This is a genomic window from Alloiococcus otitis ATCC 51267, from assembly GCF_000315445.1.
Classification (GTDB): Bacteria; Bacillota; Bacilli; order Lactobacillales; family Carnobacteriaceae_A; genus Alloiococcus; species Alloiococcus otitis.
This window is the reverse complement of sequence record NZ_JH992960.1, coordinates 1-14,750: the sequence shown is the minus strand read 5'-3', so window position 1 is coordinate 14,750 and position 14,750 is coordinate 1. Positions and strand designations below refer to the sequence as shown.

Here is a 14,750-nt window from a genome sequence, read left to right as displayed (position 1 = left end):
TAGTTTCCCCCACTTTTCTAGCATTTTAAAAAGCTGGGGGGATTTTCTTATTCCTCTTGCTGGTAATATTTATATATGATAATATGTTCATATAAAGAAATAAACGCTACTACTAGATGAGGAGAATAGACATGGCTACCCATACTGCCAGCAAGACACACTCAACCCACCATCACCACCCACACAGCTCCCTAGCCGTCATTTTTTATTTTATTGGCTTAGGTCTAGCTATTTTCGGCCTATTCCTGACCAATCACCCTAGCCTGCAAGCCCTCCTTTATAGCTTGGCTTGCCTAAGTGCAGGATTTCAGGTTATCGGAGAAGGCATCAGTCAAACCTACCATGATTCAATCCAAGCCCAAAAATTTAAACCCAACTCCCACATCCTAATGGGGTTAGCTGGCTTGGGGGCCATCCTCCTGGGAGAAGAGCTGGAGGCGGCCCTCCTTATCTTGATCTTTGCAGGAGCCCATTTTTTAGAAGACTATGCTGAAGGCAAAAGTAAAAAAGAAATTAGCAAATTAGTTGAGCTGACCCCCAAATTGGCTAGACGTTTAGATGGCCTAGGTGAAATCGACTTGGTTCCAGTCGACCAGGTCCAGGTCAAGGACTTGGTCCAGGTCCAAAAGGGAGACCAGGTTCCCCTTGATGGCTTTGTCGTCAAAGGCCAAACAGCTATTGATGAATCGGCCATCAATGGTGAGAGCCTAGCCCAGGAAAAAGGACCGGGTGATTCGGTTTACGCTTCAACCATCAACAATCAGGCCACTTTTACCATGGAAGTCAGCCAGGTTAGTGACGATAGCGTCTTCGCCCAAATTCTAGACCTGGTTAGCCAAAACCAAGACCATATCACCAAACGGGCCCGAACCATCGACTATTTTGAACCAATCTATGTCAACTCTGTCCTTGCCATTACCCTCCTCTTGGCCCTGCTAGGCCCCGTCCTGTTTAACTTAACCTGGCCTGAGAGTCTTTATCGAGGTCTCGTCTTGTTGGTAGCCGCCTCCCCTTGTGCCTTGGCTGCTGCCACTGTATCTGCCTCCCTGTCAGCAACTTCAAACCTAGCCAAGTCAGGCCTCCTATCCAAAGGAAGTCACTACCTGTCCCAACTTGCTGACATCGATGCCATCGCTTTCGATAAGACCGGGACCTTAACCCAGGGAGAACTTGAATTAACCGACTACTATTTGAATCCCGACTTAAACCAAGCTAAATTGATCCAAATTTTTACTGCCATGGAAAAGGAAAGCAACCACCCCCTAGCCCAGGCTATTGTGAACTACTTTCCAGACCAAGAAAGTTTAAATATCCAGGTTGACCAGGAAGTCGGTCGCGGCCTATCTGCTAACTATTTGGGAGACAACTACCGAATCGGCCGGCCTGACTCCTTCCCAATGGCTGAGTCCAAAATTAGCCAGTTAAAGGAAGTCTGGTCTCAAGAGGGTAAAACGGTGGTCTACCTTAGTCTAAACGACAAGGTCATTGGCTTGTTTGCCCTCATGGATAGGATCAGACCATCCAGCAAGGAAGTGATCGACTACTTTAAACAAGCTGGAGTCCATACCACTTTAATCAGTGGTGACAGCCAGGAGACCAGTCAAGCCATTAGCCGAAGCTTGGGGATAGACAATTACTATGCTGGGGTAATGCCTGGGGACAAGGCAGCTCTTATCAAGGAACAACAAGAAAAATTTGGCCGACTTGCCATGGTTGGAGACGGGATCAATGATGCCCCAGCCCTCAATCAGGCAGAAGTCGGAATTGCAATGGGCCAAGGAACCGATATAGCCATTGATGTTTCTGACCTGGTCCTAATGAACCAGGACCTTTCCACCCTGGGACTGGCCCACCAGGTCAGCCAAAAAATGGACAGGGTCATCTGGCAAAATATTGACTTGGCTCTAGCAGTAGTCGCTATCTTGATTACCACCAGCTTACTGGGTCCCCTTACCATGACCCTCAGTGTTCTAGTCCATGAAGGCTCTACCCTCCTGGTCATTCTAAACGGCCTCCGCTTGCTCAAAACCCTTCCAGGAAAAAACAAGCCAGGCTAAGCCAAAGCAAAAAGATAACAGAATTTTGAGAACCTCCTAATTGACCCAGACTAGCAAACCGGCCTAGCCATCAAAATCTAGGCTGGTTTTTAATTTGTATATGAAAGCGTTGACAAATAATGCTAATAATTTTAAACTATAAATAAAGATGCCTTAGCCCCTTGGTTGAGATTAAGGAAATCGAGGATCTACAAGAAAAGGAGGTCTTCTAGCCTAAGAGGCTGCTAACCTTCCCTTATTGCTTGAGAGCTAAGCCATACTTGTTTGAGTGGCCAAAGTTTACTGACATTGGAGTCTACTTAAGATTGACTACTGACCAAGCTAAAGAAGGCTGAAAGTCGTCCAAGAAATTGTAAGCCCTTTAAAATGCAAATCCAAAAATAGAAAGGAATTAGCCATGAATTACTTAAAAGAAGCCCAAAGCCATTTTGACGAAATGCTTGCCACCAGACGTCACCTCCACCAGAACCCAGAGACCGGTTTTGAAACCCAGGAGACGGCTAAATTTATCAAGAAAAAATTAAAAGAATATGGACTGGAGCCAGAAGATATTGGAGAAAATGGGGTAACCGCCTTGATTGGCCCAGACACCGGTAAGACCATCCTATTGCGGGCCGATATGGATGCCCTGCCGATCAAAGAAGAGTCAGGGGTAGAATTTGCCTCCAAAAATGATTACATGCATGCCTGTGGTCACGACATGCACACCACTGTCTTGCTAACTGCTGCCCGTCTCTTGAAGGAAAACGAAGACCAGCTGAAGGGACATGTCAAGTTCATCTTCCAACCAGCTGAAGAACTCTTGATCGGGGGCAAGGCTATGGTAGATGCCGGTATCTTAGAAAACCCAAAAGTTGATGTGGCACTAGGCCTCCACGTTGCCCCAAACATTGATGAGCAAGGGATCCTAGTTGTTGAGGAAGGTCCTTGGATGACCTTTGCCAACAACTTCCGCATCCGGATTAAAGGGGAGGGAGCCCACGGTGCAACCCCTTATCTAGGTGTGGACCCAGTCATGATTGGGGCTCAAATCGTCAACGGAGCCCAAGAAATATTGAGCCGGGAGCTCCCCTTTGACCGCAGTGCAACCTTGACCATGGGGAAATTCATTGCCAAGGGAGCTATTAATGTGATTCCGGGTGAGGCTGTCATAGAAGGGACTGTCCGAGGCTTTTCCAACGAAAGTAAGGACTATATCAAAAAACGGCTACCCGAAATTGTCCAAAAAATTGCCGAAGCTTACCGGGGAAGTGCTGAATTTGAACTCCTCTCCGACTGCCCAGTCCTAGTCAATGATGGTGACTTCTCTCGAACAGCCATCTCTTACCTCAAAGAAATTTCTCAAGGGGAGTTTGACATCCACAAGGGTGGCCAGGTCCACGCTTCAGAAGACTTTGCCTACTATGCTGACCAAGTTCCAGCCTTTTTCTTCAATATCTTGACACCTAACCCGGATGCCGAAGATGGCAAACTCTACCCTGTCCACCACCCAAAAGTCGTTTTCGGGGAAGAAATCCTGCCAAAAGCTTCCGCTATGCTGTCTCACATTGCAACACGTTGGTTGGAAGACCAGGCTTAAAGCAGTCCTCCTTTCTAGTCAAGGGCAAGAAAAAGATTGAGTGTAGGCCTTGACTTCATCTTAAACCGGTGTTAAGATAACTGACAAGCTAGCTAATTAAATCATACTGAATTTTTAATAAAAATAGTCGATGAAAAAGAGAGTAGGTTTACCGGACTTCACAGCGATGCAAGACAGAGTGGAAGCTTGCAGTTGTCTAGTTAACTGAACCGTACTTTGGAGACTGGTTAGGCAACTAACCCCGCTATCTAGCGGTTAAAGACAGAGTGGGTTGAACAAGGCCAAAGCATTGATGGATCTTGGAGACCCATTAGAGTGGTACCGTGAGACTTTAGTCCCACCTCTAAGCAATTAGGGGTGGGATTTTTTTATACCCTAGGGCCTTGTAAAAAGCATTATTTTGACTAGAAAAGGTTGTGTAAAAATGGAAAAACAAAAGATTATCATTATTGGTGCAGCTGGACGAGATTTTCATAATTTCAACGTTTTTTACCGCGACAATCCCAACTACCAGGTGGTGGCTTTTACCGCCAGCCAAATCCCCGACATTGACGACCGAAAATACCCAAAAGAACTAGCTGGAGACCTCTACCCTGACGGCATTCCCATTTATACCCAGGAGAAATTGCCTGACTTAATCAAGGAATTCGATGTAGATGAATGTGTCTTTGCTTACAGTGACGTCAACTACCATGATGTCATGGCCTTGTCTGCAAAGGTTAATAGTGCAGGAGCCGATTTTAAGTTGATGGGACCTAAGCACACCAGCCTTAAAAGTAAGAAACCAGTGATTTCTGTCTGCGCTGTCCGAACCGGGTCTGGTAAAAGTCAAAGCTCCCGCAAGGTCATTGAGCACTTGCTAGACTTAGGCTTAAAAGTGGTCGCTATTCGCCACCCCATGCCTTACGGTGACCTGGTGGCTCAAAAAGTCCAACGTTATGCTGACCTAGCTGACTTGGACAAGTATGATTGCACCATTGAGGAAATGGAAGAATACGAACCCCATATTGACCGGGGGAATATCATCTACTCCGGTGTAGATTACCAAGCTATCCTGGACGCTGCCGAAAACGACCCAGACGGCTGTGACCTTATCTTGTGGGACGGTGGTAACAATGACTTCTCCTTTATTGATGCTGACCTGGCCATTACCATTGCTGACCCCCACCGACCTGGCCATGAGATTAGCTACTACCCTGGCCAAGTGAGCTTGGAAATGGCTGATCTGGCTGTCATTAATAAGGTGGATTCTGCCAAGTCTGAAGATATCCAAACGGTGGAAGACAATATTAAAACAGTTAACCCCCAGGCCCAGATTATTAAGGCCGAGTCCACTATCAGTGTAGATGACCCCGACTTAATCAAGGATAAAAAAGTCCTCATCGTTGAAGACGGTCCAACCCTAACCCACGGGGAAATGAAATTTGGGGCCGGTACCGTGGCAGCCCAGCGTTTTGAAGCAAGCCAAATTATCGACCCCCGCCCCTACCTGGCAGGGTCGTTAAAAGACACCTTTGAAAAATACCCAGACATTGGCCAGCTACTCCCTGCCATGGGCTATGGCCACCAGCAACTCAAAGACTTAGAAGAAACCATTAATCAAACAGACTGTGATACCGTCATCATCGGGACCCCTATTGACCTCAGCCGGGTCATTAACATCAATAAACCCCACACCCGGGTCCACTATGAATTAAATGAAGTCGGTGGCCAAACCATCAACCAGGTCTTAGACCAATTTGTGGCTCAAGAAGTCAAACAATAAGATAATATGGAGCATGTTATCTTTTCCTGAAACAGTTAAAGGATAGTGCAAGTATAAGTAAAACCAGGCCTAGTCTTTCCACTAGGCCTGGTTTGCTTTAGGCAACTTGGTCCATTTCTTGGTCACTTTCTTGATCGTCTGGGCTAGACTGGTCTTCTGTATCTTGACCGGCTTCTGGGTCATCTGGGTTAACCTGGCTTTCAGATTCCTTGTTTTGGTCGGCTTTGGGCTCCAACCTTTCCAAGCTTCTTCGGTAGGAAGCTTCCATCCGGCTGACCACATCCTGCGGTAAGTCTTCTTCTAAGGTTGACTCAATCGGCAAGACCCGGTAGGCATACTGGTCACCCTCCTCATAGCGCCAGACCCAAGTCGGATCGTAGTCTACACTAGCCAAGTCTACTTTCCCTGTCTCGGGGTCTTTGACCAAGTTTAAGCTAACAATAACCCCATCCTCGGTAGCTGCATAATCCTGACCCAGGGCTTCCACTCTCTGGTTGGAAGCAAAGTTGCCCATGGAATAGAGGACAAAGGTCTCCTCTTGGTCTCCTTCAATGACCTCTGTTTCTTGGATGACATGGGGGTGACTGCCGATGACCGCATCAACTCCAGCTTGGGCTAAAAACTGGGCATAATGAACTTGGTTAGCAGTCGGTTGATCAGTGTACTCCTCGCCCCAGTGGACATAGGCCAAGGTAAAGTCCGTATCCTCTTCTACTTCGTCTAGGTCAGCTAAAATTTGGTCTTCACTTAGCAAATTCAGGTAAGGAGTCATGTCTTCAGGCGATTCCGTCGTAAATTGGGAAGGGTTGACCATTTCGGTATAGGCTAGGATGGCCACTTTAATGCCTTCAATATCCTTGTGGAGGACCCGGGCTTGGTCCGGATCCTGGAAGGTCCCAATGGCATCCATCCCCTTGTCTTCAACGACTTGGGCTGTCCGCTCTAGGCCTTGGACACCTGTATCTAGGCAGTGGTTATTGACGGTGAACAAACCATCAAAACCGGACTCTTGCAAGGCATCTACCAGGGAATCTGGACTTGCGAAGAGGGGGTAGCCTGTGTAACCAAATTCTTCTCCCGGCAAGGTCGTTTCCAAGTTGGCCAGGGCTAGGTCAGACTCTTCAATCAGGGGGGCAACGGGGGCAAAGGTCGGGTCAAAATCGTATTGGCCACTTACTTCATCATAGGCCGCCTCTAACTGCGGTCCATGGACCATGACATCCCCTACCAGGGATATTCGAAGCTCTGTTTTTTCATCCCTTACCTGGTCTCTCTCTTGGTTGCTAGCTTCAGGGGTGGTTCCTTTGTCACTAGCTTCTTGGTCCCTAACTTCCTGGTCTGCTTGGCTTACTTCTGTCTCGGCCAGCTGGTCTTGACTTTGGTCATCCTGGTTAGCATTCCAAATGTAGTGAAAGACAATGGCCAAAATGACAAGGACGAAGAACCCTCCAAGGATATACAGTCTTGACCGGTTACCTTGAGTATTATCCTTTGAATGCTTCAACATGCCACCACTTTCCAAATAAATCTTATTCCTATCACTCTTTACTATGATGACATGACCTCAACTGGAATTCAAGCACTTTTTATCCTTATGACTTCTAGGCAAGCTTGGACCAAGAGAAAAGACCGCAAGCAGGAGAGCTTGCGGTCTTTTCAATCTCATTTTAGGCAATAGTTGGTCTGGCCAAAACTAATTAATGGACCATGCCAAGTTTTCATATTAGGCTTCTAAAAACTCTTTGGCTTCATACTGGATTAGGGTCCCACTTCCACCATTGAGGAAGTTTTCCAAGTTGTCTAAGGAAGTGATCACTGCCTGACTATTGGGATTTGCTTTGACAAAGTCCATGCAGGCTTGGACCTTGGGTTGCATGCTACCTGCAGCAAATTGGCCATCAGCCATGTGTTTTTCCAGTTCAGCATAGCTGACCTGGTCTAATCTTTCCTGGTCTTCCTTGTTAAAGTTAATATAGACATGGTCGACCCCGGTTAAAACCAGGAAAAGGTCAGCTTCAAGGGCGCTAGCCAAACTTTGGGAGGCCTCATCCTTGTCGACAACCGCTTCAACACCGTGGAAGGTTCGGTCGTGACCTTGGACAACTGGAATCCCACCTCCCCCAGAGGCAATCACAATGTGTTGGTCGTCAACTAGCTTTCGAATCGTTTCAATTTCATTAATGGCTAGGGGAGTCGGTGAAGCGACAACCTTACGCCAGCCCCGGCCAGCATCTTCTTTAAAGATAGCTGAGCTTTGGGCCATTTTTGCTTGCGCCTGGTCTTCAGTGTAGTAAGGGCCAATGGGTTTACTAGGGTCTTGAAAGGCCGGGTCATCTCTGTCCACCAATACCTGGGTGACCAGCGTGGAGACCACTTTGTCCAGCCTCAATTGATTGAGTTCATTCCGCATGGCATTTTGCAACCAGTAACCGATTGAGCCTTGGGTCATAGCTACCAAACTATCCAGTTCAAAGGCTGGATTGTCGGCACTATCTGCTGCTAAGTTTTGCAAGAGGAGGTTGCCAACCTGGGGACCATTGCCATGGGTAATCACAAGGTCGTCCCCTCTTTGGACTAAAGCAACGAGCTGTTGAGCTGTCGACTGGAGGGCTGCTTTTTGCCCTTGTGCACTGGGGTCATCGGTCAAGATGGCATTGCCACCGAGAGCAACGACAATTTTTTTCCTTGCCATAAGTCATCTCTCCTTCGCTAATATAAAGTATTCAGTCTAGTTACTTGCTGTAGCTTGCAAGAAGCTAAGCCGAGTTCTCATGAAAGCTAAACTTATACTTTAGGAATAAACAGGTTGCCGTTGGTAGCTGCCATAATCGCCTTGATAGAGTGCATCCGGTTTTCCGCTTCTGTAAACTGTCTCGCATGTTTGCTGTCGCGGAAGACTTCATCGGTAACTTCCATTTCTTTAATCCCATGTTGATCAGCTATCTGGCGACCAATCCGGGTATCTTGATCGTGGAAAGCTGGCAAGCAGTGCATGAAGATGTAGTCCCCTTCAATCAGATCAGTGAGGTCTTTGTTAACCTGGTAAGGTTGGAGCAGGTTAATCCGTTCTTCAAATTGGTCCTCTTCCCCCATTGAGACCCAAACATCCGTATAGAGGACATCTGCATCTTTCACTGCTGCTTTAATGTCGGCAGTAACGGTCACTGTGGAGCCCGACTCTGCCGCAAATTTTTCAGCATAATCAATCACAGATTGTTTGGGGAAGAGTTCCTCTGGAGAAGCAATGGTGACATCCACACCAAGCATAGACCCAGTTACCACTAGGGAGTTGGCCATGTTGTTCCGACCATCACCACAGTAAACTAATTTTTTGCCCTTCAATTCACCAAACTCTTCTTTAATGGTCATAAAGTCAGCAATCATCTGGGTTGGGTGCCATTCATCGGTCAAGCCATTCCAAACGGGCACACCAGAGTATTTAGCCAAGCTCTCCACGTCTTCTTGTTTAAAACCGCGGAATTCAATCCCATCAAACATGGAACCAAAGACCTTGGCTGAGTCTTCAACGGATTCTTTCTTGCCTAATTGAATATCGTTGGCACCCAAGAATTCTGGATTGGCTCCTAAATCATTACAAGCAACCGTAAAGGCTGACCGGGTCCGGGTTGAAGATTTTTCGAACAGTAAGGCAATATTTTGCCCTTTTAGGTATTCATGGGGAATATGTCGTTTTTTCAAGTCTTTCAAGTGGATGGCAAAGTCAATCAGGTATTCAATTTCTGCTGGTGTAAAGTCAACTTCTTTTAATAAACTTCTTCCTTGAAACATCATCATTCTCCTTTACTTCTACATGCCTTCAGTCAATTAGGGGCTAGGCTATAGTTAAAGCTTAGCTCCTGGTTACATCCTAGGTCCATTCTTGGGGGACTTTTTCCAATCGCTCCTCCCAAGTCCTTTTTGATTATAACAAGTGTCTATAAAATATATTTTAAAAAGTTAACAGGCTAAATGATAAGGATTTCTCATTTGCTTGGTCTACTGGCTCTGTTGGGGAAAAATGACAAAAAGAAAGACCCTAAACCTCCCTAAAAAGGTCTAGGATCTATCAAATGAGATGGATTGAATGGTTGGCATGTTATGCTTAAAACTAGGTCAATAATTTGCAGACAAAGACTTAGACAGCTAGGTAAACAGCAAAAAGAATAAGCAAAATTCCCAGCAAGGTCAAAAGCAAGTAGAAGTTATTCTGGTTTTCCCTGTAAAAATGAATACTGAAAGCGACAAAAGCCATTCCAAAAAGAAATGAAAAAACCATGACGATAAATCCCATTTTACACCATCCTTAAAATTTTACGGTGGTTTTGTGCGACTGCGTGATCATGGGTAACGGTAATGAGGCTTGCCTTAAAGTCCCTGTTTAAATCCTTTAAGATGGCTAAAACTTCTTGTCTGTTTTCCTCATCTAAGGAGGCAGTTGGCTCATCTGCCAAGATGAGGTCCGGCTTCATCAAGACCGCTCGTCCAATAACGGCCCGGGCCCGCTGACCTCCCGAACATTCGCCAGGTTTTTGACTGAGAAGGTCATCAAGCTTCAAACGCCTGATCAACTCGTCAAAAAATACCTGGTCCTGCTTGTCTTTCGGACAGTAAAGCCAAGGCAGACAGATGTTATCCTTGATTGAAAGCGAGGGAATGAGGGCATTTTCTTGGAGGATAAAGCCAATACGGTTGTTTCGCATCTGAGCCTGGTCTTTGGCAGAATAGGCCTTGGCTGACCGACCGAAGAGTTTATAACTCCCTTCATAATCCTGGTCGATCAGGCCTAGTATATTCAGGAGGGAAGTTTTGCCAATACCAGATTCTCCCATGACCGCTATACTGTCCCCAGCTGAAACAGAAAGTTGAAAATCCTTTAAAATGACTCGTTTATTTTTCTTAAAACGCTTTTGCTTTAGGCTAAGTTCAATTAACTGTGTCATTCGAACACCCCCAAAGAGATTGACTTCCGCTTGATTTTAGCCATCATGACTTCCACAATCACGGGCAGGCAGAGGAGGTTAACCAGCAATACAATTCCTAAGGCAGCCCAGTCTATATCAACCAGGCGGAGAAAGCCTAAACTGGCAAAGATAGCATCTTTGCGGAAGATCGTCGTATAGCGATTGTAAGAAGTGAATAAGGTTAGAACTAGCATGACGATGGCTAACAAGATACCATAGAACTGGTAGAGGATGAGGCGGAGTCTATGGTAGGTCAAGCCTACCAGCATATGGAGGGTCATATCCCTTATCGCTAGGCGGATACTAACCGAATTAATCCAGATGGCCAAAAAGATGGCAAGAATCATCACGAGTAAAGTTAAGCCCAAAATAAAGGCAATCGATTGGCTATAATAGTCCTGGAAGTAGGCGGTATTACGAGCTTGACTAAAAAAATTATAACTAAGCCCGGTTGTTGCCTTTATCAAATCTTTCACCTGGTCAGCCTCTTTTCTGGATGACTGGGTTAGGATGAGGTCATTGAGGGCGTTCACCTGAAGGTCTTTTGTTGATGACTGGATAAAGTTAGGGGTTAGGGGATAAAAAACTGTATAGTTGAAGTAATTTTTAGAATTTAAAGCGTAAAGGTTTGACCGGTAAGCATTGGTCTCTAAGATCCCTACGGTAAATACTTCTTCCCTCTGACCAGTCACAGGGTTGTCAAAGTCAAAATGACAACCAATCGGGTAATCCTGGGCCAGACCAGCACCAACCAAGACCCCTTTAGGATTTCCATCCTCAAAATTTAAACTTTCTCCCTCAGCGATTGGAAGTGGTCTTAATTGAAAGCCTAACTGGTTGACATAATTGACCAAGACATCCATCTCATCCTGGTTGGCTAGGTCAGTGGTATAACCAAACATTTCAATCCCGTAATGGGTATGGTCTTCTAAGTAGTCATAGACCTTTTGAGTTTGGTCAAGATCAATCTGGTCATAATCCACCTGGGCATTTTTCTCAGGGTCTATATTGCTAATAAAAATACCATCTTGAAGCAAAAATGCATTTTCACGAAAGCCTTGGTAGGTGGATATAAGTGACCGGACTCCTGTAAATAAGAGCAAGTTGGCCATAAAGAGGACAATAAGGAAACCCAGAAGGGGGAGCCAGCGCTTCAAAAAAACATCCTTGATAAAAAATATTAAAGTTTTCAATCGATTCTCACCCAAATCATGCTGACAAGGCAGTATACTAATAGGAATAAAAAGACTTCGATAGTAAGCTGAAGGCTAAGACTTAATAGGAGTCCTAGGCAGATAGTTAGAAAGAAGGCCGTGAATAAGGAAGCCAGCAAGAGGCAAAGATAGCCCAAACGGATCATATTTATTCTCGCCCCAACTAAGAAGCGGAGGCGGACTTCAAGCTGCCGCCGTTTAATAAATTGGTAAATGAAGATAAGGGCTAAGAGGGTTAGGGCTAAGGCAACTGTTTCTTGGTGTTCTAAAATACTGAAGACAAATTCAGCCAGATAGCTTGCTTCACCTTGAAAATTTTGATCCAGAAAAGCAAAAATGACCGTCACTATCAGGCAGGTAAAAAAGACTAAGCCAGCTTCTATTAAGTCGCCATAGCGAAAAAGAGAGCCTTTCATAAATCACCTCTTCATGTCACCAACATTAAATTTTGTATGGCTCCCCTAGTAGCAACATCATTCCACCATATTATTTTCGAGGTCCACGCCACCAAGAAAATTTTGTTGTAAATTTGCTACCCCACCGAATGTCATCCCACACTGAACCAGTTACTTTTCCATTAAAAGCAGTTCTTTGTAATAATACTTTACCATTTCGAGTATATCTAAATGAAGTACTCTTATAAGGTGACTGTTTGTAATTCCATGCAGCCCCATCATATCTAATTTGCAAAACCTCTTCAGTAGATGCTCCACTATATTTATTACCAAACACCTGTGGAGCTGCAAAAACTGTAATCGAATTTCCACCGAGTAATAGAGCGACTAAAACAGCACCTGCAAATTTTTAACTTTATTTTTCATGATACTCTCCTTCTTTAATATGACTAAATACCAATGAGAACTGAGTAGTACACATTTTCTAAATAACAAAATTTTATGGATAAGAAAATTATAGATGATTGTCTAAAAAAATCAATTGCTTTTTTGAATATTTACAATAATTTTACATCTTTGATCTAAATTGTAGATTTCAAACAAAAATAAATAATTGGTGGTTTTAGGAGGAGTAATTTATTACTGCAAAATCATTGCAAAAAATATTTCATTCTACTGCTTTCTAGTTCTTTCTTTAGAAAAAGAAAACCCACAAACGCTATTATACCAACGCTTGTGGGTTATACAACCACTTCTTATAGGTTGTCAGACAGCCACTTGCCAGGATTGAACTGGCGACCTCATCCTTACCATGGATGCGCTCTACCTACTGAGCTAAAGCGGCATATTTAGAAAGTTCAACAAAATTTATTATACCAAATTCCAAAGTCAATTCAAGAAGTTTATATAAATATATTTTACAAATCCTTTACTTTTATCCGATTTAACCTGTTAGGACTATTCCCTGGAAAGAAAAAGCTCCGCAAGTAGGATTCGAACCTACGACAACGCGATTAACAGTCGCGCGCTCTACCACTGAGCTATTGCGGAATCATCAAAATGTTAATGATAAAAGAAAAGGAAAGCGTGGCAACGTCCGGCTTTCACACAGGGAAACCCTGCATTATCCTCGGCGCTCAGAAGCTTAACGACTGTGTTCGGCATGGGAACAGGTGGGTCCTTCTGGCCATCATCACCACACATCCGGCCTTGTTCTCTCAAAACTGACTAGTTGAACCGTCAACGCCACCGAAATCTCACTTACTCACTTGCGTGGTTAAGTCCTCGACCGATTAGTACTTGTCCGCTCCATGTATCGCTACACTTCCACTTCAAGCCTATCGACCTGATCATCTCTCAGGGGTCTTACTTCCTTCTTGGAATGGGAGATCTCATCTTAAAGGGGGCTTCACGCTTAGATGCTTTCAGCGCTTATCCTTCCCGCACATAGCTACCCAGCTCTGCCATGGGCATGACAACTGGTGCACCAGCGGTGCGTCCATCCCGGTCCTCTCGTACTAAGGATAGCTCTCTTCAAATCTCCAACGCCCGCGACGGATAGGGACCGAACTGTCTCACGACGTTCTGAACCCAGCTCGCGTACCGCTTTAATGGGCGAACAGCCCAACCCTTGGGACCGACTTCAGCCCCAGGATGCGATGAGCCGACATCGAGGTGCCAAACCTCCCCGTCGATGTGAACTCTTGGGGGAGATAAGCCTGTTATCCCCAGGGTAGCTTTTATCCGTTGAGCGATGGCCCTTCCATGCGGAACCACCGGATCACTAAGCCCGACTTTCGTCCCTGCTCGACTTGTCTGTCTCGCAGTCAAGCTCCCTTCTGCCTTTACACTCTGCGAATGATTTCCAACCATTCTGAGGGAACCTTTGGGCGCCTCCGTTACACTTTGGGAGGCGACCGCCCCAGTCAAACTGCCCACCTGACACTGTCTTCCCACCCGGTTAGGGTGGCGAGTTAGAGGGGTCATACCGTTAGGGTAGTATCCCACCAATGCCTCCCTCTAGACTAGCGTCCAGAGTTCCTTGGCTCCTACCTATCCTGTACAAACGGTACAAACACTCAATATCAAGCTACAGTAAAGCTCCATGGGGTCTTTCCGTCCTGTCGCGGGTAACCTGCATCTTCACAGGTACTATAATTTCACCGAGTCTCTCGTTGAGACAGTGCCCAGATCGTTGCACCTTTCGTGCGGGTCGGAACTTACCCGACAAGGAATTTCGCTACCTTAGGACCGTTATAGTTACGGCCGCCGTTTACTGGGGCTTCATTTCAGTGCTTCGCTTGGGCTAACACGTCCACTTAACCTTCCAGCACCGGGCAGGTGTCAGCCCCTATACGTCTTCTTTCGAATTAGCAGAGACCTGTGTTTTTGGTAAACAGTCGCCTGGGCCTATTCACTGCGGCTGACTTGCGTCAGCGCCCCTTCTCCCGAAGTTACGGGGCCATTTTGCCGAGTTCCTTAACGAGAGTTCACTCGCTCACCTTAGAATACTCATCTCGACGACCTGTGTCGGTTTGCGGTACGGGTCCTTTCTTTCTCCCTAGAAATTTTTCTTGGCAGTGTGACGCCGATCCTTCGGTACTCTTCTTCCCTCCCCATCACTAGTCACCGTCGGTGCGAAGCCTTTCACTCCTCACCTAGCTCCTAGCTTGGACGCGCTAGTCCAGCAGCGCGCTACTCTTTGCCTCCTGCGTCCTTCCGTCAGTCAAACGAAAGAAAGAAGTACAGGAATATCAACCTGTTGACCATCGCTTACGCC

General features: G+C 45.8%; 9 protein-coding genes, 2 tRNA genes and 2 rRNA genes. 3 read left to right on the top strand and 10 right to left on the bottom strand.

The genetic code is table 11. The annotated features are described in order from the left end of the window. Positions 1–131: 131 nt before the first annotated feature. The 3 genes from HMPREF9698_RS06055 to HMPREF9698_RS06045 all read left to right on the top strand — a co-directional run bounded on the left by HMPREF9698_RS06055 (position 132) and on the right by HMPREF9698_RS06045 (position 5,401). Positions 132–2,057, top strand: coding sequence for a heavy metal translocating P-type ATPase (locus HMPREF9698_RS06055; RefSeq protein ID WP_003778350.1), 1,926 nt, complete (start codon positions 132–134; stop codon positions 2,055–2,057). 397 nt (positions 2,058–2,454) lie between these two features. Beyond that, entirely contained in the window at positions 2,455–3,636 is a 1,182-nt protein-coding gene (locus HMPREF9698_RS06050) for a M20 metallopeptidase family protein (protein ID WP_003778348.1), read from the top strand. 424 nt (positions 3,637–4,060) lie between these two features. After that, positions 4,061–5,401, top strand: a complete 1,341-nt coding sequence (locus tag HMPREF9698_RS06045) for a cyclic 2,3-diphosphoglycerate synthase (protein WP_003778346.1) — start codon at positions 4,061–4,063, stop codon at positions 5,399–5,401. A gap of 97 nt (positions 5,402–5,498) precedes the next feature. Here HMPREF9698_RS06045 and HMPREF9698_RS06040 read toward each other — a convergent pair whose 3' ends face one another. From HMPREF9698_RS06040 to HMPREF9698_RS05995, 10 genes are all read right to left on the bottom strand, one after another. After that, a complete protein-coding gene (locus HMPREF9698_RS06040) occupies positions 5,499–6,908 on the bottom strand; it encodes a CapA family protein (protein ID WP_003778343.1) in 1,410 nt (469 codons plus the stop codon). A gap of 216 nt (positions 6,909–7,124) precedes the next feature. Further along, on the bottom strand, positions 7,125–8,093 hold the full coding sequence (gene arcC / locus HMPREF9698_RS06035) for a carbamate kinase (RefSeq protein WP_003778341.1): 969 nt from the start codon (positions 8,091–8,093) through the stop codon (positions 7,125–7,127). Positions 8,094–8,185: 92 nt separating this feature from the next. Further along, on the bottom strand, positions 8,186–9,190 hold the full coding sequence (gene argF / locus HMPREF9698_RS06030; protein ID WP_003778339.1) for an ornithine carbamoyltransferase: 1,005 nt from the start codon (positions 9,188–9,190) through the stop codon (positions 8,186–8,188). A 503-nt stretch (positions 9,191–9,693) separates the two neighbouring features. After that, positions 9,694–10,341 carry an ABC transporter ATP-binding protein gene (locus tag HMPREF9698_RS06025; protein WP_003778332.1) on the bottom strand — a complete coding sequence of 216 codons (648 nt, stop codon included), beginning with the start codon at positions 10,339–10,341 and terminating at the stop codon, positions 9,694–9,696. After that, positions 10,338–11,555, bottom strand: a complete 1,218-nt coding sequence (locus HMPREF9698_RS06020; RefSeq protein WP_040292689.1) for a hypothetical protein — start codon at positions 11,553–11,555, stop codon at positions 10,338–10,340. Before HMPREF9698_RS06020 ends, HMPREF9698_RS06025 begins: the two co-directional genes overlap by 4 nt. Beyond that, a complete protein-coding gene (locus HMPREF9698_RS06015; RefSeq protein WP_003778329.1) occupies positions 11,552–11,992 on the bottom strand; it encodes a hypothetical protein in 441 nt (146 codons plus the stop codon). Before HMPREF9698_RS06015 ends, HMPREF9698_RS06020 begins: the two co-directional genes overlap by 4 nt. A 750-nt stretch (positions 11,993–12,742) precedes the next feature. Beyond that, a tRNA-Thr gene (locus HMPREF9698_RS06010) sits at positions 12,743–12,815 on the bottom strand. Between the two features lie 134 nt (positions 12,816–12,949). Next, a tRNA-Asn gene (locus HMPREF9698_RS06005) sits at positions 12,950–13,021 on the bottom strand. A gap of 34 nt (positions 13,022–13,055) precedes the next feature. Further along, a 5S ribosomal RNA gene (rrf, locus tag HMPREF9698_RS06000) occupies positions 13,056–13,171 on the bottom strand. A 72-nt stretch (positions 13,172–13,243) separates the two neighbouring features. Continuing rightward, a 23S ribosomal RNA gene (locus HMPREF9698_RS05995) occupies positions 13,244–14,750 on the bottom strand; the annotation flags it as partial.